15 protein-coding genes and 2 pseudogenes are annotated in these 18750 nt (G+C 65.2%); 11 read left to right on the top strand and 6 right to left on the bottom strand.

Going from position 1 to position 18750, the window contains the following annotated elements:
* Window positions 1–51 precede the first annotated feature (51 nt).
* Window positions 52–1845: an adenosylcobalamin-dependent ribonucleoside-diphosphate reductase gene (locus tag VXM69_RS36205; protein WP_367190752.1), complete on the bottom strand. Its 1794-nt coding sequence runs from the start codon at window positions 1843–1845 to the stop codon at window positions 52–54.
* Between the two features lie 183 nt (window positions 1846–2028).
* Here VXM69_RS36205 and VXM69_RS36200 point away from each other — a divergent pair, with 183 nt between their 5' ends.
* From VXM69_RS36200 to VXM69_RS36185, 4 genes are all read left to right on the top strand, one after another.
* The gene (locus VXM69_RS36200; protein WP_034192137.1) at window positions 2029–2964 is read left to right on the top strand and encodes a 1-phosphofructokinase family hexose kinase; all 936 of its coding nucleotides are present in this window, start codon (window positions 2029–2031) and stop codon (window positions 2962–2964) included.
* A 118-nt stretch (window positions 2965–3082) separates the two neighbouring features.
* Entirely contained in the window at window positions 3083–3877 is a 795-nt protein-coding gene (locus VXM69_RS36195) for a polysaccharide deacetylase family protein (RefSeq protein ID WP_367190751.1), read from the top strand.
* Window positions 3870–5126, top strand: coding sequence for a putative glycoside hydrolase (locus VXM69_RS36190; protein WP_069706193.1), 1257 nt, complete (start codon window positions 3870–3872; stop codon window positions 5124–5126). Before VXM69_RS36195 ends, VXM69_RS36190 begins: the two co-directional genes overlap by 8 nt.
* 45 nt (window positions 5127–5171) lie before the next feature.
* Window positions 5172–5372, top strand: a complete 201-nt coding sequence (locus VXM69_RS36185) for a hypothetical protein (protein WP_367190750.1) — start codon at window positions 5172–5174, stop codon at window positions 5370–5372.
* Window positions 5373–5398: 26 nt separating this feature from the next.
* Here the strand turns inward: VXM69_RS36185 and VXM69_RS36180 are convergent, their stop codons facing one another.
* The gene (locus VXM69_RS36180) at window positions 5399–5902 is read right to left on the bottom strand and encodes a lecithin retinol acyltransferase family protein (protein ID WP_367190749.1); all 504 of its coding nucleotides are present in this window, start codon (window positions 5900–5902) and stop codon (window positions 5399–5401) included.
* 467 nt (window positions 5903–6369) lie between these two features.
* Here VXM69_RS36180 and VXM69_RS36175 point away from each other — a divergent pair, with 467 nt between their 5' ends.
* Both VXM69_RS36175 and VXM69_RS36170 read left to right on the top strand, forming a co-directional pair.
* On the top strand, window positions 6370–6846 hold the full coding sequence (locus VXM69_RS36175; protein ID WP_034192142.1) for a hypothetical protein: 477 nt from the start codon (window positions 6370–6372) through the stop codon (window positions 6844–6846).
* A gap of 280 nt (window positions 6847–7126) precedes the next feature.
* Window positions 7127–7882: pseudogene (locus VXM69_RS36170) on the top strand (exo-beta-N-acetylmuramidase NamZ domain-containing protein); the annotation flags it as partial.
* Window positions 7883–7929: 47 nt separating this feature from the next.
* Here the strand turns inward: VXM69_RS36170 and VXM69_RS36165 are convergent.
* Window positions 7930–8547: pseudogene (locus VXM69_RS36165) on the bottom strand (hypothetical protein).
* Between the two features lie 228 nt (window positions 8548–8775).
* Here VXM69_RS36165 and VXM69_RS36160 point away from each other — a divergent pair.
* Complete coding sequence (locus VXM69_RS36160) at window positions 8776–11067, top strand: heavy metal translocating P-type ATPase (RefSeq protein WP_367190748.1); 2292 nt, start codon at window positions 8776–8778, stop codon at window positions 11065–11067.
* Between the two features lie 12 nt (window positions 11068–11079).
* Here the strand turns inward: VXM69_RS36160 and VXM69_RS36155 are convergent, their stop codons facing one another.
* Window positions 11080–12033 (bottom strand): universal stress protein, encoded by a 954-nt coding sequence (locus tag VXM69_RS36155; RefSeq protein ID WP_367190747.1) that lies wholly within the window; start codon window positions 12031–12033, stop codon window positions 11080–11082.
* 228 nt (window positions 12034–12261) lie between these two features.
* Window positions 12262–12693, bottom strand: a complete 432-nt coding sequence (locus VXM69_RS36150; RefSeq protein WP_367190790.1) for an Lrp/AsnC family transcriptional regulator — start codon at window positions 12691–12693, stop codon at window positions 12262–12264.
* 255 nt (window positions 12694–12948) lie between these two features.
* Here VXM69_RS36150 and VXM69_RS36145 point away from each other — a divergent pair, with 255 nt between their 5' ends.
* On the top strand, window positions 12949–13965 hold the full coding sequence (locus VXM69_RS36145; RefSeq protein WP_367190746.1) for a 1-aminocyclopropane-1-carboxylate deaminase: 1017 nt from the start codon (window positions 12949–12951) through the stop codon (window positions 13963–13965).
* Window positions 13966–14232: 267 nt separating this feature from the next.
* Here VXM69_RS36145 and VXM69_RS36140 read toward each other — a convergent pair whose 3' ends face one another.
* On the bottom strand, window positions 14233–15129 hold the full coding sequence (locus VXM69_RS36140; RefSeq protein ID WP_367190745.1) for a LysR family transcriptional regulator: 897 nt from the start codon (window positions 15127–15129) through the stop codon (window positions 14233–14235).
* A 134-nt stretch (window positions 15130–15263) separates the two neighbouring features.
* On the opposite strand from VXM69_RS36140, the gene VXM69_RS36135 reads away from it, so the two are divergent.
* From VXM69_RS36135 to VXM69_RS36125, 3 genes are all read left to right on the top strand, one after another.
* The gene (locus tag VXM69_RS36135; protein ID WP_367190744.1) at window positions 15264–16688 is read left to right on the top strand and encodes a M20 family metallopeptidase; all 1425 of its coding nucleotides are present in this window, start codon (window positions 15264–15266) and stop codon (window positions 16686–16688) included.
* Between the two features lie 48 nt (window positions 16689–16736).
* Window positions 16737–18023, top strand: coding sequence for an MFS transporter (locus VXM69_RS36130; RefSeq protein WP_367190743.1), 1287 nt, complete (start codon window positions 16737–16739; stop codon window positions 18021–18023).
* A gap of 72 nt (window positions 18024–18095) precedes the next feature.
* Window positions 18096–18569: a hypothetical protein gene (locus tag VXM69_RS36125; protein ID WP_200087751.1), complete on the top strand. Its 474-nt coding sequence runs from the start codon at window positions 18096–18098 to the stop codon at window positions 18567–18569.
* Window positions 18570–18750 lie beyond the last annotated feature (181 nt).

Here is an 18750-nt window from a genome sequence, read left to right as displayed (position 1 = left end):
CGATCGAGCGCCGGAGCGACGCCGGACGCCTGCCGTCGGCCATGTTGCCGGTCAACAGCTGATGCAGACGGCGTTGTCGCACGGTCGTGCCGCGTCATCCGCGACGACCGACGCAAGCTGAGGATCGGGGCGGAAGACGGTGATGCCCTTGAGCCGGTCGCGCCAGGCCTGGAAGAACAGCGCATCGACCTGGGCGAGCGAACACTGGCCGGGCATCGTGACGGTCTTCGAGATGCCGGCGTCGACGCACGGCTGCAATGCAGCGAGCATCGCGACGTGATCGGCCGGTGCGATATCCGCCGCCGTGACGAAGTAGTCCGGTAACGCGACGTGCTCGCCGTGCCGCTCGCGAAACAGCCGGTAAGCGTGATTCTCCACGCGAAACGGACGGATCCGCCCGTCCGCCGTGCGCACCATGCGGCGCTGCGTCCAGCCGACGGCCGGCTCGATCCCGTTCGAACAGTTGTCGCAGAAGGCGAGGCTCACGCTGCCGGCCGGCGCAAACGACAGCAGATGGCTGTTGCGCAGCCCGTGCCGCGCGATCGCGTGATGGACCTTCAGCGGCAGGCGCATGCGGTACGCGGGGCCGCTCAGATAGGCGGCCGGATCGTAGGCGGGAAATGCGCCGCGCTCGGCGGCAAGCGCAGCGGACGCGGCAAACGCATGCTCGCGCATCGTCCGCGCGATGCCGGCCGCCACCGTACGCGCGTCGATGCTGTCGTAGCGCAACCGCAGCATCGTCAGCGCGTCGCCCAGCCCGGTGACGCCCACGCCGACGCGCCGCATCCGGCGCGCCTCCCGTTCATGCGCCGCGAGCGGCCACGCGGTCAGGTCGAGCACGTTGTCGAGCAGGCGCACCTGGATGCGCACCGCGTCGGCGAGCGCCGCGGCATCGAAGCGCGGTTTGCCGTCGACACCGAACGGGTGAGAGACGAACCGCGACAGGTCGATCGGTCCGAGCACGCAACTGCCGTAGGACGGCAGCGGCTGCTCGCCGCACGGATTCGTCGCGTCGATCCGCTCGTGCGTGCGCATCGGATTCGCCTCGCGGATCGTGTCCAGAAACAGCAACCCGGGTTCGGCGCTGTCGCGTGCGGCATGGACGATCTCGTGCCAGAGCGCGCGGGCCGGCACCGTTGCATGAAGATAGCGCCCATCCAGCCGCCGGATCGATGCACCGGATGCGGCGCGGGGCGGCGCGTGATGAACGAGCGCCCAGGGCAGATCGTGCGCGACCGCTTCCATGAACGCGTCCGTGATGCCGACCGACAGGTTGAACGTCGGCCAGCGCATGCGTGCGCGCTTGGCGGCGACGAACGCGAGGAGATCCGGATGATCGCAGCGCAGCACGCCCATTTGCGCGCCGCGGCGCGGGCCGGTGAACGGCAGGGCGCCGCACATGGCATCGAAGCGGTCGATGGCCGCGCATGCCCCTCGTTCGGCTGACAGGCGCCGTTCGTACGCACCGGCGGGCGGCACCGGCGAGAAGTCGTAGCCGATTCCGCCCCCCATCAACAGCGTGAGCCGCGCGTCGTCGAGCGCCTGCTCGAGCGCGGCGTCGACGGTCTGCACCGGCCGGTCGGGCGACACGGCAAGCGGATGGACGAAGCAGTTGATCATCGTCCCGCCCGTCCGCGCGCCGGCGTTCGCCAGGATGCGGCCGGCGCCGATCGCGCCGTGCTGCAGGTTCCGGAAGAACGCCTGCTCCATCTGCGCACGCAATCCGGTCGGCTCGGCGAGCGACAGCGCATGCGCGACCCGACGGAAGACAGCCGCGCGAGACGTTTCGCCGGGCTGCGCATAACGTTCGGCGAACACGGTGGTGCAAAGCGGCTGCTCATCCATGGCGGGGCTCGGCGACAACGAATGATTCAATGTAGGCGCCTGCCCGGCCGTGCCGTTGATCGAGCGCAACCGGGTGCTTTCGCGGCACCGCTTGATGGCGGTCAACGCCGTCGCCGGCGTCGGACGTAACGTGGAGCCACGCCGACATCCTGAGCGCCTGCCATCGACTACGAGCAACCTGCCATGACCGATATCGTGACCGTCACGCTGAATCCGGCCGTCGATGTCTCGACGTCGGTCGAGCACATCGTCGATACCCACAAGCTGCGCTGCGCACGGCCGCGGCGCGACCCCGGCGGCGGCGGGATCAACGTCGCCCGGACCGTTCACCGGCTCGGCGGCGACTGCGTCGCGTTGTACCTGGCCGGCGGGCCGACCGGCGACGTCTTGACGCTGCTGCTCGAAGCGGAGCGCCTGCCGGCGGTGCGCATCCGGATCGCGGGCGAGACGCGCGAGAACGTGTGCGTGACCGAGACCGCGACCGGACGCGAATACCGCTTCCTGATGCCCGGGCCGCCGGTCACGGAGGCTGAGTGGCGGGACTGCGCGGCCCGCATCGACGCCATGCAGCCGGCGCCGCGTTACCTCGTGCTGAGCGGCAGCCTGCCGCCCGGCGCGCCCGACGACCTGTATGCGACGCTCGCGCGAACGGCCCGGGCACGGGGAAGCAGGGTGGTCGTCGATGCGGCGGGCCGCGCGCTGCAAGCGGCCCTCGAGGCCGGCGTTCATCTCGTGAAACCCAGTCTCGGCGAACTGAGCGCGCTGGCCGGCGAACCGCTCGACGACACGTCGGCGTGCCGCAAGGCGAGCGAACTCGTGGCGCGAGGCCAGGCCGACATCGTCGCGTTGACGCTCGGTGCGCGCGGCGCCTGGGTCGTCACGCGCGACCGCACGCTGCGCCTGCCCGCCAGGCCGACGGCGGTATGCAGCACGGTCGGCGCCGGCGACAGTTTCGTCGGCGGCATGGTCTGGGCGCTGGCGCGCGGCGTGCCGTTCGACGACGCGTGCCGCTACGCGCTGGCGGCATCGTCCGCGTCGGTCGAGCATCCGGGGACGGCGCTGTGCACCCGCGACGACATCGAGCGGATTCATGCCGAACTGGTTGCGCAGGCAAGCTGACGGTTAGCCGGCTGGACGCAAGCACGATCGCGTCGATGCGCGATCGATCATTGATCTGGCTCAGCGGTATTCGCGCCGCGATCGCGAAAAATGGGGCAGCCATTCCACGAGGTCCGCCATGGCCGTTCGCCCGATCGCCTGCCTGCTCCTGCTGTCGTGCGTGTCGGCGGTGTCGTCCGCCGACGTCGCAACCGTCGACTCGCCACCGCCGCGCGTGCTGATCCTCGTCTATCACCGGTTCGCCGCCACGCGCCTGGATTCGATGACGGTGCGTACCGAAACCTTTCGCCATCAGCTGCAGGCAATCGACGCGAACGGCTACCGCATCGTGCCGCTTGCCGACGTCGTGCGCTGGCACGGCGGCCAGGCCGATGCCGTGCCGGCGCGTGCGGTCGCGATCACGGTCGACGACGGTCATCGCTCCGTCTACGACATGCTGCGTCCGTTGCTGGCCGCCCGTCCGATGCCGGTCACGCTGTTCATCTATCCGTCCGCCATCTCCAACGCCAGCTACGCGATGACATGGGACCAGCTGCGCACGCTCGGGCAGGCCGGCGGGTTCGACATCGAGTCCCATACGTACTGGCATCCGAATTTCCACACCGAGCACGCCCGGCTCACGCCGGACGACTACCGGCGCTTCGTGTCGTTCCAGTTAAGCCGGTCACGAGATCGACTCGAGTCGGAAACCGGTAAGCCGGTGAGGCTGCTGGCCTGGCCGTTCGGCGTCCATGATGCGCAGACCGACCAGTTGGCCGCCCGTGAAGGCTACGTCGCGGCGTTCACGCTCGACGCGCGCCCCGTGCGCGTCACCGACCCGGCAATGGCGTTGCCGCGCTATCTGATGACGGACGACTGCGACACACGGTGCATGAACGGATTGTTGAGAACCGCCGGGGGAAGCCGTGATTGAACGCTTGATCGTCTGCCTGCTCGTATCGCTCGCCGGCTTCGCCGCCCGGGCGGCGCCCGTCACGATCACCGTCGTCGATGCCACGAACGGGCAGCCGCTCGCGGGCGCGATCGGCCATGCGGCGGGCGCGAACCGGACCGCCGATCGCGACGGCGCGTTGTCACTGGAGATCGACGCGGCGGGGACACGCGTGAGCGTGCGGGCGCCCGGCTACGCGCGAACCGAAGTGACGCTCGCGCCCGCCGAGGGCGCGCATACGATCCGGATGACGCCGGTGCGTCCGAAAGCCGTGTATCTGTCCGCCTACGGCGTGGCGGACCACACGCTGCGCGACGCGGCGCTGTCCCTGCAGGACAAGACGGCGATCAACGCGCTCGTCGTCGACGTGAAGGGCGACAGCGGCGTGACGCCCTATCGCAGCCAGGCGCGCGACATCTCCGGTGCCGCGAGCAATACCGAAGGTGCCATCGTTCGTCCGCCCGATCTGCCGGACCTGTTGCGGACGTTCCACGCGCGCGGTCTTTACGTGATCGGCCGCATCGTCGTGTTCAAGGACGACCCGCTGGCGCGCGCGCATCCCGAATGGGCCGTGCGCGACGCGGCGGGCGAGATCTGGCAGGACCGCGAGCATCAGCGCTGGATCGACCCGACGTCGCGGGCGGCCTGGCAACACAATTACGATATCGCCGAGGAGGCTGCCCGCATGGGTTTCGACGAAATCCAGTTCGACTACCTGCGTTTCCCCGACGCCAACGGTCTCCGGTTCGCCGAGCCCAATACCGAGGCCAACCGGGTCGCGGCGATCACCGGATTCCTGACCGGCGCGCGCGAACGGCTGCGGCCGTACAACCTCTACGTGTCGGCCGACATCTTCGGGTACGTCTGCTGGAACGCCGACGACACCGCGATCGGGCAGCGGCTCGACGCGCTCGGACCGGTCGTCGACTATGTGTCGCCGATGCTGTATCCGTCCGGCTTCACGTGGGGCCTGCCCGGCTGCCGGAAGCCGACCGAGCATCCCGGCGAGATCGTTGCGCGGTCGCTGGCCGAGGCGAAGCGCCGGACCGGCCTGGGCGGTGTCCGGTTTCGGCCGTGGCTCCAGGCGTTTCGCGACTATGCGTTCGATCGCCGGCCGTTCGATGCCGACGAGATCCGCGCACAGGTCGACGCGGCCGACGCGGCGGGCACGGACGGCTGGATGCTGTGGAACCCGCGCAATCGCTACGATCCTGCCGCGTTGCCGCGCTGAGCGGCACGGGCATGGCGGCGCGAACGTGCGAGAGACGAATCGATCATGCCGTGGAATGACGAACGTTATCCGCCTTCGATGCGGTATCTGCCGCCGCCGGTTCGCCGCAAGGCGATCGAGATGGCCAATGCGCTGCTGCGGCAGGGGCGGACCGAGGGCAGCGCGAGCCGCATCGCGATCGCGCGGGCGAAACGGTGGGGAGATGCGCGTGCCGACTTGCGCGGGCGCTCGCGCGGGTCAGCGTGACGCGTGGCTGCACGACCGCCATGCCGTCAAAACTGGGCCGTACACCGCACCGGACATTCGCGCGCGGTCATCGCCGGATGCCACCGCGCGGCCAGCACGCACGCGGCGAGCATGACGGCGACCGCGATGCCGTGCACCGGGTTGCGCAGGCACGACGCGACCTGCTCACTTCTCCCCACGCCGAACAGGCACCACAGGCAGAAGTGCTCGCAGTTGTTCGTGAGCAGCCGGTAGCGGCATTCGCCGAGGCGCGATGCCGCGCGGCGCGCTACCTCCGCTCCGTCGTACAGCGTGCGCGCGTGGCGGATGACCGCGAGCCCGAAACCGGCCCGGAAGCCGTCCAGCGTGACGACCTCGACCGGGCCGCCGTTCGCGCGGCGCGACCATCCCGCGTAATGAATCACGTTGCCGTCGCCGATGTAGATCCCGTGATGCACGTAACCGGGGCGGCGGGTCGCGAGGTGCGCACCGACCGGTGGTTCGCCATCCGGCATGGCGTCGTCGGCGTGTGCTGCGGTCGGATCCATCATCGCCAGCTCCTCGGTCCTGCGGCGGCGGGGTGGAAGAACCAGGCGCCGGCCGCGAAAGCATTGCGTCCTGTCACGTTTCCAGTATCGGCAGCGGCGCCGCGCGGAACAATCAGCGTGGCCTGAGCTTGCTGTCCGACGTCGGGCCGCCGTGTCGGAAATTTCCGACGAGCCGTGCAATATCGGCTGACAGCCGTCACGGACGATTGCGCCGTCCGCATGCTGTTTCCCCGAGTTTTCGGGTTTGCCGCGCGTTCGGGGCGGGTCGGGCGCGATGACCGTCTCGCGCGGCCCGTCCCGCATCACCCGGCTTCGAGAGACGCGCACTTGACTTGAGTCAACGGGAAATCGACGTTCCGCGCGACGCTGACAGCGTCGTCGGCTCGCCCGAGCGACGTCACCGCACGCGCCCCGTTCCGCGACCGGACGGGCGGCATGGCAGCCCTGCGTGCTCGATCAGGAGAGTGAAGATGTGGACCGGAACCGTGAAGAGGCTGCTGCTGGCAGCCTGCCTGCTGAATCTCGTGGCGAACGCGCTGGCTGAAACGTCGCCCGAGCCGATCGTGCGCAACGGCGTCGCTTATGTCACCGGCGGCATCGGTCAGGACGAGGTCGCCGCGTTTCGCGACGTCGCACCGCGATACAACCTGCGGATCACGTTCGCCTCGAAGCGGGGCCATTATCTTTCCGATGTCGACGTCACGCTGTCGTCCGGCAAGTCGACGATGCTCGACGCGCATACGAGCGGGCCGTTCCTGTTCGCCCGCGTGCCGCCGGGGCGATATACGGTGTCCGCGCACGACCGGGGCGTTCAGGAGGTGCGGCACGTCGTCGTACCGGCGCGCGGCGCCGTCGACGTGCGCTTCTACTGGCACGACCCCGAACGGCAAGGGGCGATGCGTCTGTGTAGCGGGTGTGCCGGATCGCAGCAGCAACCGGCGCGCTAGCTGTGCGCGCGATCGGGACCGGCGAAGCGGCAATGCGCGGCGTGCGCGCCGTCGGCGTCGCGGATTTCGGTGCCGAACGCGATAGCGCCGATTTCGTCGGCACGAAGAAATGGATGCGGTGAAACCGGCTCGATCGCTACGGTCCCGCTGCGCCGCCGCGCTGACCGGCGCGCTGCTGTTCGCGCTTGCCCCGGCCGATGTGCGGGCGGAATCCGGCACGGCCGCGACGATCGACGAGGCGATCGCCGCCGAGATCGCCGACGGCCGTCTTGCCGGTGCGGTCGTCGTGTCGGGCGCCGCCGCGCATCGCCCGGTGCTTGTGCTCGACCGCCCGGACCCGCTGGGCGGCGATACGTTCGGCGGCCCCGTGGCCGATGCCGGGCCGGCCACGTTCACCGGGTACTTCCCGTTGCCGCTTCAGCCCGGCATGACGTTCGGCGAACTGGCGCGGCTGTTCAACGACCGCCTGCATACCGGCGCGGCACTGACCGTGGTGCCGATGGCGAACTACGCCCGTGCGATGCGCTTCGACGACACCGGGCTCGGCCGGGTGCCGCCATCGCCGAACCTGCGCGATGACGCCGCGCTGTCGCTCTACCCGGAGACAGGGCTCGTCGAAGGGGCGGCGGTCAGCGTCGGGCGTGGCACCGCGACACCGTTCGGCGTGGTCGGCGCGCCGTGGATCGATGGGCGCGTCCTCACCGACGATCTTCGCGCGATGCGGCTGGACGCGACGTTCTCGCCAGTACGCTTCGTGCCGACGGAGGGGCCGCATCGCGGCAGGATATGCGAAGGCGTGCGCATCGAACGGCCGCAGGGCCCGGCACGGCCGGGCGTGATCGGGCTGGCACTCGCGCTGGCGCTGCACCGGCGTTACCCGGCGCAGTTCCGGATCGACGCGATCCGCGCATCGATCGGCTCGCGCGAGGTGGCGGACATGCTGGAGGCGGGGCGGTCGCTCGACGAGATGGAACGCGTGGTCGAGGCGCAAAACGCCGCTTTCGCGCGCGAGCGGGCGTCGTTCCTGCTGTATTGAGGCAGGAACGCCTGCCGCGGCATGGGCAGGCAAGTCTGCCTGCGATGTCAACCGGAGCTGCGCGGGCGATGGCCGCGCCGAAACGTCAACCGGTGTTCGTTGAAAAGCGCGCGCCAGTCGAGCTTCATCAACACGAACACGAGACCCAGCAACACCAGTTACGTGACGACGAAGTATCCGCCGAGATAAGTGCCTTCAAGTTCGGATTCCACGTCGAGCCGGGTCGACGCGAAGCGGCCGAGATGCGCCCAGATCGCATAGGTCGTCGCGCGGCCGACGAAGAAGGCCGCCGCGATGATCCTGAGCGGCAACCCGGACAGTCCGTACGCAATGAACAGATAGTTCGACGGAAGCGGGCCCAACGCATAGAAGAAGAACGCGCCGGTGGTGAGCGTTCGGTGCCTTCTCAGCTAGCGTGCGGCGACGTCGATATTCTCGCGATCCGATTCCCGCATCCAGCGGGAGCGGACGAGCGATCGTGCGAAGGTCGCCAGAATCACGCGGCCGGTCGTTGCCGCGCCGGCCGCCACGATGGCAAAGATCAACGGATTGCCGTCCGGCAGGTTGAACCCGACCCACGACATCGCCATCCAGGTAGGCGGGGCGAACGCAGGCATGAGATTCAGCAGAAGAATCAGCAGAAAAAGTATAGCCAGCGTCAGCACGATTTCGATTCCAGGCCATCCGGTGTCACGGTTCAATTTTGCTGACGAAAGGGGCCGGCGGCTTGACTCACGTCAAGCAACGCGCCGTGCCGGCATGTCGCGGGACGCGCATCGTGCTGACCCATGTCAACGGTCGAACCGCGACGCTCCCTAGACTGATGTCACGCCGTCTGCAACCGGAACAGGATGCAGTGAACGCCTCCATGCACGGCGATCGGAACAATCGTCATGTCGCGCATTCCCTGGTCGATCGATCTTGCGTTGCTGATTCTGGCGGCCGTCACGCTCGCTGCAGGAGGCGCGTGCATCGCGTTCGGCCTGCCTTCGTTCGCGCGCGTCGTCTGGCTGCTGGGTGCGCTGCCGGTCTTGTTCGCGTTGACGGTATCCGTTGGCAGGGCCGTGGCGAGGCGGCAAGCCGGCATCGATGTGCTCGCGTGGCTCGCGATCGGTCTGGCGATCGCGCTCGACGAGACCCTGACTGCCGCGGTCATTGCCTTGATGCTGGCAAGCGGCCGGACGCTGGAGCGGTATGCGCAAGACCGCGCGCAACGCGAGATGACCGCGCTGCTCGCTCGCGCGCCTCGGCAGGCAACCCGGTTCGAGAACGGCGAATGGCGTTCCGTTGCCGTCGAGACCCTCGTTCCCGGTGACAGGCTGCTCGTACGAAGCGGCGAATGCGTGCCAGTCGACGGCACGTTGACGGATGACGCGGAACTCGACGAATCCATGCTGACGGGCGAGTCGTCCATCCAGCGGCGGCGCTCGGGGGAAAACGCATGCAGCGGCGCGGTCAACGCCGGCGCGCCGTTCGACATGGTTGCCCGCACGACGGCGGGCGACAGCACGTTTGCCGGTATCGTCCGCATGGTCGCCCGCGCGCAGCGCGAGCGCAGTCCGTCCGTGCGCCTCGCGGATCGATATGCCGCCTTCTTCGTGCTCGCGTCGCTGCTCGTCGCCGGCATCGCCTGGGTGCTGACCGGGGACGTTACCCGTGCGCTCGCCGTGCTCGTCGTGGCCACGCCTTGTCCGTTGATCCTCGCCGTCCCGGTCGCCATCGTGTCGGGCATGTCGCGTTGTTCGAAGCGCGGCATCCTGGTCAAGGGCGGGGGCGCGCTGGAACGCCTCGCGCAAGCGACGATCCTGTTCTTCGACAAGACCGGGACGCTGACGGGAGGGCGGGCCCGCATCGTGGCGATCGAATGCGAGACGGACGTCGGGGCGGTCGAGGTGCTGCGTTTCGCGGCGTCATTGGGCCAGGCTTCGGGGCACGTGATTTCGGATGCGCTGACGGTTGCCGCACGGGAACGCCGGATCGATCTGTCGCCGCCGTCGGTCGTCGTGGAAACGGCGGGCGAGGGCGTGACGGGCCGGGTCGGCAACCGGACCGTCGCGATCGGCAAGTTCGGGTACGTGTCCGCCTGTTCGACGATCGCGCCGTGGAGCGACGCGCTCCTCAAGCGGGTCGGCAACGAGGGCGGGGCTGCCGTGTTCGTCGGCGTCGACGGCATCATGATCGGCGCGATCCAGATGGCCGACCAGGTGCGGCTGGAAACGCCGCGGGCGTTGCGGCTGTTGAAACGAGAAGGCGTCGAGCGCCTCGTCATGCTCACCGGCGACCGGCGGGACATCGCCCAGGCCGTCGGCGAGTTGCTGGGTGTCACCGACGTGCGTGCCGAGCAGACGCCGACGGACAAGCTCGTCGCGATCCAGGCCGCGCGCAAGGAGGGCGTGACGATCATGGTCGGCGACGGCGTGAACGACGCACCGGCGCTGGCGGCCGCCGACGTCGGTATCGCGATGGGGGCGCGGGGGGCGGCCGCGTCATCCGAAGCGGCCGACGTGGTCCTGCTGGTCGATCGGCTGGACCGACTCGTGGATGCGATCCGTATCGCACGACGGTCGCGCCGAATCGCACTCGAGAGCGTGGTGGCCGGCATGTCGCTGTCGGTCGTCGCGATGACGGTTGCGGCGGCCGGATTCCTGCAGCCGATTGCCGGCGCGGTGATTCAGGAAGTCATCGATGTCGTCGTCATCGTCAATGCGTTGCGCGTGTCTCTGGTTCGCCCGAGGCCGACGAACGCCCGGCTCGACGATGCCGACGTCGAGCGGCTCAGGCGCGAGCACATGGCATTGTCACCGTTGCTGGACCAGATCAGGGATCTCGCGGATCGCTTGCCGCGACTATCCGGGGCCGCCATCGCCAGCGAGCTGGTCCAGATGATCGACTCGCTCGACGAACGGCTGCTGCCGCACGAACGCGCCGACGATCGGGACGTCTACGCGCGCCTTGCCCCGCTTCTCGGCGGCGAGGACCCGCTGGCTGCGATGAGCGGCGCGCACCGGGAAATCTTCAAGATGGTCCGATCGCTCCGGCAGATGGTCGCGGACCTGCCGCGCGACGGCACGAACGCCATGCAGGTGCAGGCGATACAGCGCCTGTTGTACGGACTGGAAGCGATCGTGCGCCTGCATTGCGCCCAGGAGGAGGAGCTGTTCCACGCCGTCGGAGCGGATGCGTGACGGCGAAACGCATCACGCATGCGGCGCACTCACCAGAAGAACCGGCGTTTTCGCGATGCGTGCAACGCGTCCGGCCACGCTGCCGACGAGCCAGCCCGTGACGCCGCGCCGCCCATGGGTGCCCAGGACGATCAGGTCCGCATGCCATTCGAGCGCGTCTTGCACGATCAGGTGAGGCACGTCCGCACCGGTGCGATCCGTTCGAATCAGTTGCGACTGCGCGCGCCCGGCGGGTGGGCCGTCGAGCAGGGTCATGGCCTTTTTCAGTACGTGATTGCCTTCGCTGATCAACGCGCCTTCCAGCGTCTCGACGGGGACGAAATCACCCAGCGATGTCGGGCGATCGAGCACGTAGATGGCCCGGCATTCGGTGTCGGGTCGCGAGAATTTCAACCCCGTTTGCAATGCGTGGAACGCAATCGCGCTTCCGTCGACGGCGAACACCATACGCCGCGGCAGGTGCTCGGCAACCGACGCGAAACCGTCCGGAACGATCAGCAGCGGGCAGCCGACGAGCTTGCCGAGCGGGCCGGAAACCGTGCCTTCGATCCAGCCGAGCAGGCCGTGATGCTGACGTGTGCCGACGATCAGGAGGTCGGCCTGCCAGGCTTGTGCGCTGTCGGCCAACGCATCCACGACATCCCCGCCACGCGTGGCGAGGTCGATGACTTCCGTGTCGACGACGAGGTCGCCGCGATCCATGGCGGCTTTGGCGCGCGACACCGTATCAGATGCATCCCCGAGCAACTCGGCGCGCGCGGATTCGAGGAACGCCATGGTTTTCGATCCGAGCGGGACGAGCGTTCTCGGATTTTCCGCAACGCTAATGATGTGCACCGCTGCATTCGACGGGAGGAACGCTTTGGCATACGCGAGCGCGTGAGCGGATGCGGTCGAACCGTCGACGGCGATCAGCACCCGCTGGAGAGCGGGTGCCGCGTGAAAGGGGGAAGTGCTGGTGCTCATGAATGTCTCCCGCGGGCAACCGGCGATCGTGCATATGCAATTTTTCGCACGGGCGGTCTTCACGGGTTTGACCTTCGTCAAGCCAAGGTTTTGCGGGCAGAAGGAAACATGAATCACATCGTTTTCGACCACACGTATTTTTGTTCCTCGGCAAGTCATGTTCCGAAAACGGAATGGCTCGCTGTATCAACAGGCGGCCCGGTCTGATGCCGTGTTCGCTGTCGTCCGCTATATAGCGATCCGGGTCGAAGGAAAAACCTGTTTGAGCACCGTGAAAGTCCGAATCTGACATATGCCGGGAAGATAAAGAAGCTGCTCGGCATGGAGTCGGTTGAAGCGTTCGCTACCGCGGGTGCACAGCACCATGAAGTAGTCGAACTCGCCGGTCACCACGTGGCATTCCACGCATCCGGATACGTTCTGGGCCGCTTTTTCAAACGCGGAAAAGGATTCGGGAGTCGACCGATCCAGCACGACGCCGATGAGGACGACCATGCCTGTGTCGAGGGCAGGAGCGTTGAGCAACGCGACGATTCCTCGGATCAAACCCAGACTCTTGAGTCGTTCCACGTGGCGCAGACAGGCCGGCGCGCTCAAATTCACCTTCGCCGCCAGCGCAACGTTCGAGATCGATGCGTCCTTCTGAAGGGCTCGCAGGATCGCTTTGTCCGTACGGTCAAGCGCGACGCGGCTCGCGTCATCGGGGTGAGATTTGTCGAGAAATTTTGTTGTCTATTTCATCGATTCAAAAAAATAACCATTCGTCCGGATGGCGGAAATTGCATTTCAAGGCACGACAACGAACGCATGTTTGCAAGCACGTTTCGTGGTCAATTAACTAGAATTTCATCGTGCCCGGTCGCCCTGACGACATCAGGCGTCGGAACCCACCGACCCATCTTTCGGAGAACTTCCGTGAACCTCGATCGCTTTCCTCGCCACAAGCTGACCTTCGGCCCCACCCCCATCCATGAGTTGCGCCGTCTCAGCACCGAGCTGGGTGGCAAGGTTCATCTCTATGCGAAACGCGAAGACTGCAACAGCGGTCTGGCGTTCGGCGGCAACAAGACGCGGAAGCTCGAGTACATCGTTCCGGACGTTCTGGCGAGCGGAGCCGACACGCTGGTATCGATCGGCGGCATCCAGTCGAACCAGACGCGTCAGGTCGCAGCAGTCGCGGCTCATCTTGGGCTGAAATGCGTGCTGGTTCAGGAAAATTGGGTCAACTACTCGGACGCCGTGTATGACCGCGTCGGCAATATTCAGATGTCTCGCATGATGGGCGCTGACGTTCGGCTGGTCAGCGACGGTTTTGACATCGGCATTCGTCCCAGCTGGGAAGACGCAATGGAGAGCGTTCGCAAGGCGGGAGGGAAGCCGTATCCGATCCCCGCCGGTTGTTCCGAGCATCGGCTCGGCGGCCTGGGGTTTGTCGGTTTCGCGGAGGAAGTTCGCGCCCAGGAAGCTGAACTCGGATTCAAGTTCGATTACATCGTCGTTTGTTCGGTGACCGGCAGTACGCAGGCCGGCATGGTCGTCGGGTTCGCGGCGGACGGACGCGCGGATCGCGTGATCGGGATCGATGCGTCGGCCAAACCCGAGCAGACGCGCGAGCAGATTCTTCGCATCGCACGCCAAACCGCCGACCTCGTGGAACTCGATCGGCCGATCAAGGCCGCGGATGTGGTGCTGGACACGCGCTACGGGGGCCCAGAATACGGCCTCCCGTCGGAAGGTACGCTCGAAGCGATTCGACTGAGCGCGAAGACCGAGGGGATGTTGACCGACCCGGTTTATGAAGGCAAGTCGATGCACGGGATGATCGATAAGGTGCGCCGGGGCGAGTTTCCGGAAGGATCCCGGGTTTTGTATGCGCACCTCGGCGGCGTCCCCGCACTGAACGCCTACAGCTTCTTGTTCAAGAACGGTTAAGGCTTGGCTGCGTTCCGGCTGCAAGATGGAGTCGGAAGCGACGGACATACAGACAATTCGGTCTACCGAATGACGGTCTATTCGCGTCGCCCCTACGCGGGGCGGCGGTCACTTTTCCTTGTCTTCCGAGGAAAGGTAACCAAAGGAAAGGCGCGTTCCTGGGCAGACGCCAACGGGGCCTGCCCAGGTTCGTGTTCTCTTGATCGGCCGCGGTTCGTGACATGCCGGCACTGGGTGGCGACGAGCCGGTACGAAGCCGCCGCGTATCTACTCGGCCGTATGCAACTGCTTGATCAATTCGCCAACGAAGTCCGCCAATACGGTGGACAACACGCGTCCGGCCAGCGTCTGGATCTGGATCGCGCGTAACGACATCCCCGGATGATCGATCGGAATTGCTACCAGGCCGTCCGCCGCCAGACGTGCCTGCACCGTCATGCGGCTAGTCAGCGACACCACACCGGACATTTGAGTGAACGCATACAGCGTGCTCGAGTTGTTGCAGGTCAGAACGGGCTCAAAGAGCAGATTCTCGAGGCTGGCGGTCGTATCGAAAAGTTGGCGGATCGTCGTGCCGCGGTCCAGCAGGGCAATCGGGAAATTCCGCAACTCGGCCATCGACACGGTCGCGTGCCCGGCCAGCGCGTGAGTGCGAGGCACGACGGCGCAAATGGGCGCGCTTTGCGTGTACTCGACGTTGATCTCCGGCTCTCGTACGACACCGAAGGTCAGACCGATATCCGCTTCGCCACTCCGTACGTGTGCCGTCACATCGCCAGGCGCAGTCACCGCGACCTCGAAACAGGTACCGGGTGACCTTTCCAGGAATTGCGTGATGGCGCGAGGGAGAACATCCCGGGCAAACGCTTCCGACGCCGAGACGCGGATGGTGCTTCGATCGAATGAGTTCAGCGCCTTGATCTCCTCGATCACCTGCTGACCTTCGAGCAGGGTTCTCCGGACATGCGCGGCCAGCAGCTCCCCGGCCTTGTTGGGGACCATGCCACGCGCCTGACGCTCGAAAAGCGGGCAGCCGATCTCCTCCTCGAGCTTCGTGATCTGGCGGCTGATCGCCGAGATCGAAACGTGCAACTTGTCGGACGCCTCGCTCAGCGAACCGGTGTTTGCAACGGCAAGGAAGTATCGGAGTGCAGCGTTGTGCATGACGGGCCGCCAAGTTTGCGTTATCGGAAAGCGGGGCAGGCGAAAAAGTCAATTGTAGTGCGCATTTTGGTTCCGTACGCTTGACTCATCAGGGTTGAACACACCGCTCTTCCACGATACACGCGAGGATCACGATGACGCGCCGCCAAGCAATCGACTCTGCCACAAACTATTTCGATTCGGGTGGATTCCTGAAAGATCTCGCGCGTCGCGTCAACATGATGACGGAAAGTCAGGATTCCGGAAGATTAAGCGAGCTTCGAGCATACCTCGTCGACGAGATTGCCCCATCGATTGGCCGTATTGGTTTTGAGTCGCGTATTGTCGAAAACCCCGTTGAAGGGCATGCGCCGTTTTTGATTGCGACGCGTATCGAGGATCCCTCGCTTCCGACGATGCTGATGTACGGGCACGGTGATGTCGTTCGTGGTTATGACGGACAGTGGATGGACCAGATGTCGCCATGGAACATTACGGTTGAAGGAGACCGGTGGTTTGGGCGGGGCACGGCGGACAACAAAGGGCAACACACCATCAACCTGGCCGCGTTGGAGCAAGTCATCGAGGCCAGGAATCGACGTCTGGGTTTCAATGCGACGCTGCTGCTCGAGATGGGGGAAGAGACAGGATCGCCTGGGCTACGCACGGTGTGCGAGCAGCACAAGAACCTTCTCGCGGCCGACCTTCTGATCGCTTCGGATGGCCCCCGGGCCAGATCGAATGTCCCGTGTGTTTTTCTTGGGTCTCGCGGATTCGTCAACTTCACGCTTTCCGTCCGGCTCCGTTCGGGCGCCCATCATTCCGGAAATTGGGGAGGGGCGCTCAGCAATGCCGGAACCGTACTCGCCAACGCCATTTCATCGCTCGTCGACGGGCGTGGGCGGATCCTCGTCGACGCGCTGTTGCCGAAGCCTATTCCGGTTGCGGTACGAACAGCGCTGAAGAATATTGCCGTCGGCGGCGGTCCCAACGATCCTCAGGTCGACGGTCATTGGGGAGAACCTGGCTTGACGGCTCAAGAGCGTGTCTATGCATGGAACGCCCTTGAGGTACTGGCCTTCACCACCGGTAACCCGACCAGCCCGATCGGGGCGATTCCTCCCGTTGCGCATGCGCATTGCCAACTCCGATACGTCGTCGGTACGGATTGCGAGCGTATCGAAGAAGTTCTACGGCGTCGCCTCGACGCGTGCGGCTTCGACAGGGTCGAGGTTGCGATCGGCGAGCGGATGGGCGCCACGCGTCTGCCGCCGGAAGATCCGTGGGTCGCATGGGCGCTCGATTCAATCGAGCAGACGACGGGCAAGCATCCCGATTTGCTTCCCAATCTTGGCGGGTCTCTGCCAAACGACGTCTTTTCCGAGGTTCTGGGCCTTCCAACGATCTGGATTCCGCACTCGTACGGAGCCTGCTCCCAGCATGCCCCGAACGAACACCTGCTTGGAAGCGTCGCTCGTGAGGCGCTGCAGATCATGGCCGGCATATTCTGGGATCTCGGGGAGTCGGCATCCGCCGTCCGAGATCGACGCAGGGAAGGAGCACGTGTCGACCGGGCATAAGACGCCCATTTTTAATGCACTTGTTATCGTAAGTTAACGGAGAATGAGATGCGTACGATGGAAATGGTGGATGCCGCGCCGACAAGGGAACGAGCGCCAAACGTTTTTCGACTGGTGTCTGCCGCAACCGTCGGCAATGCGTTGGAGTGGTTCGACATACTGATTTACGGATTCTTCGCCATCTCGATTTCAAAGGCTTTCTTTCCGGCGTCGAGCAGTGGGGTATCCCTGCTTCTGACCTTCGGGACATTCGCGATCTCGTATTTGGCCAGGCCGATCGGCGCGCTCGTGCTGGGTTCGTATGCGGATCGTCGCGGTCGCAAGGCATCGATGATGGTTTCGATTGTTACGATGATGGTCGGCACGACGACGATCGCACTGACGCCGAGTTACGAGTCGATCGGGGTGACAGCACCGATCCTGGTGATCTGCGCTCGATTGCTTCAGGGTTTTTCCGCGGGCGGCGAATTTGGCAGTACAACGGCCTTTCTGGTGGAGCAGTGTCCCGAACGCAAGGGATTGTTCGCCAGCTTCCAGTTCGCGAGTCAGGGATTGAGCTACATGCTCGCGGCCGGTTTTGGTGTTCTCCTCACCTTGACCCTGGATGGAGACGCGATCGACTCATGGGGTTGGCGCGTGCCGTTTCTCTTTGGCGTGCTGATCGGTCCCGTCGGCCTGTACTTGCGAAAGCACGTGCATGAGAGCGATGGCGCAAGGCATGAAAGGCCCGAATCGTTCCCGGTAAGGGAGGTGTTCGTCAATCAGAAAACCAGAATGTTGTTGGCGATCGGTACGCTCGTCCTTTCCACTGGCGCCAGTTACGTCATTCTTTATATTCCCACCTACGCGGTGCGGGAACTTCATCTGCCTGCCAGTTTCGGCTTCATCGCAACGATGTTGACCGGCGGCATCCTGACGTTCGTCACGCCGTTCGTTGGCTATCTTTCGGACAAGATCGGCCGCGTTAGACTGATGACCTGGGCCGGGACAGCATTTATCTTGACCATTTATCCGGTCTTCAAATTGCTTGGGGCGCATCCCGATCTGGGAAGGCTCATTGCGATGATGGCCTGGATCGGGACGCTGAAGGCGGTCTATTTTGGCGCACTACCCGCGTTGATGTCGGAAGTATTTCCGACAGGAACCCGGGCGACCGGTATGGCTATCAGCTACAACATCGGCGTCACGCTGTTTGGCGGCTTCGCGCCGCTGATCGTCGCATCGTTGATACATCAGACAGGCAATTTGGCATCGCCGGCGTTTTACCTGATGCTGCTCGGCGTGCTGAGTTTGAGTGCATTGCGGGGATGCCGATCGATGTTGAATCTTCGATAGGCAGCGCATCGAGCGATTGCTTCACCGGATGCGGTCCGAGACTGTTTCGATGAAATGCGAGGCGAGGTCGGAATGAGTGCAAGGAAACTGGACGCGGTATCGTTGGAGGCCTCGATGTGGAATTGGCTATTACCGCCTTCGGAGCGGGCCCGCGTGTGTGTCGTCGTTGATCCAAGCCCTGGCGTGGCCGCGGTTTCAGCGACCGTAGCCTCCTTGACGGCGGTGCCGGAGGTGGCGCTTCTCCAGATTGACGATCCCGCTGATGCACACCGTGCATGGAGCGAGTCGCTGATGTCGGGCAGCATGTCCAATGCGTCGAAGACGAGCGGGGAGGACCGGTTGAGTCAATTGCCGCGAGGCGTGCCGTTGCTATTGTGGTCGACACGTCCGCAAGACCTCGACTGGCTCGGCAGCATCGAAGGAAACAGGGTGAGTGCTCTCGTTACCGTCGAGGGCGACGGGGTCGAAATGCAAGTATCTCGTCTTCTCACGCTTGTTTTGAAGGAGTTGAAGCAGGCGATCGCCGAGCACGTATTAATTTACTGATGCGATAAAAATGGTCTTGCTTCGGAGTGTGGCTTTCCGGATTTATTCGAGTCATTTCAATGACGGAGAACGGGCCCGGTCGCTACGGGATTCCCGCGCGTATGCAGGAACGACATGCGCGACCAGGTATCCCGCTACACGCGATGTCGGCTTGTTTTACGCATGACAGGCAGCGGACTCG

This window comes from Burkholderia sp. Ed8 (genome assembly GCF_040761425.1).
In the GTDB taxonomy this organism is placed as follows: Bacteria; Pseudomonadota; Gammaproteobacteria; order Burkholderiales; family Burkholderiaceae; genus Burkholderia; species Burkholderia seminalis.
Note: the sequence above shows the minus strand (reverse complement) of the source record. Positions and strands in the feature narration are given on the sequence as shown.

What these genes read in the sequence shown, in the direction of transcription:
- VXM69_RS36205 (WP_367190752.1), bottom strand. Translation starts at nt 1,845, where the DNA reads ATGGATGAGCAGCCGCTTTGCACCACCGTGTTCGCCGAACGTTATGCG.
- VXM69_RS36200 (WP_034192137.1), top strand. Translation starts at nt 2,029, where the DNA reads ATGACCGATATCGTGACCGTCACGCTGAATCCGGCCGTCGATGTCTCG.
- VXM69_RS36195 (WP_367190751.1), top strand. Translation starts at nt 3,083, where the DNA reads ATGGCCGTTCGCCCGATCGCCTGCCTGCTCCTGCTGTCGTGCGTGTCG.
- VXM69_RS36185 (WP_367190750.1), top strand. Translation starts at nt 5,172, where the DNA reads ATGCCGTGGAATGACGAACGTTATCCGCCTTCGATGCGGTATCTGCCG.
- VXM69_RS36180 (WP_367190749.1), bottom strand. Translation starts at nt 5,902, where the DNA reads ATGATGGATCCGACCGCAGCACACGCCGACGACGCCATGCCGGATGGC.
- VXM69_RS36175 (WP_034192142.1), top strand. Translation starts at nt 6,370, where the DNA reads ATGTGGACCGGAACCGTGAAGAGGCTGCTGCTGGCAGCCTGCCTGCTG.
- VXM69_RS36160 (WP_367190748.1), top strand. Translation starts at nt 8,776, where the DNA reads ATGTCGCGCATTCCCTGGTCGATCGATCTTGCGTTGCTGATTCTGGCG.
- VXM69_RS36155 (WP_367190747.1), bottom strand. Translation starts at nt 12,033, where the DNA reads ATGAGCACCAGCACTTCCCCCTTTCACGCGGCACCCGCTCTCCAGCGG.
- VXM69_RS36140 (WP_367190745.1), bottom strand. Translation starts at nt 15,129, where the DNA reads ATGCACAACGCTGCACTCCGATACTTCCTTGCCGTTGCAAACACCGGT.
- VXM69_RS36135 (WP_367190744.1), top strand. Translation starts at nt 15,264, where the DNA reads ATGACGCGCCGCCAAGCAATCGACTCTGCCACAAACTATTTCGATTCG.
- VXM69_RS36130 (WP_367190743.1), top strand. Translation starts at nt 16,737, where the DNA reads ATGCGTACGATGGAAATGGTGGATGCCGCGCCGACAAGGGAACGAGCG.
- VXM69_RS36125 (WP_200087751.1), top strand. Translation starts at nt 18,096, where the DNA reads ATGAGTGCAAGGAAACTGGACGCGGTATCGTTGGAGGCCTCGATGTGG.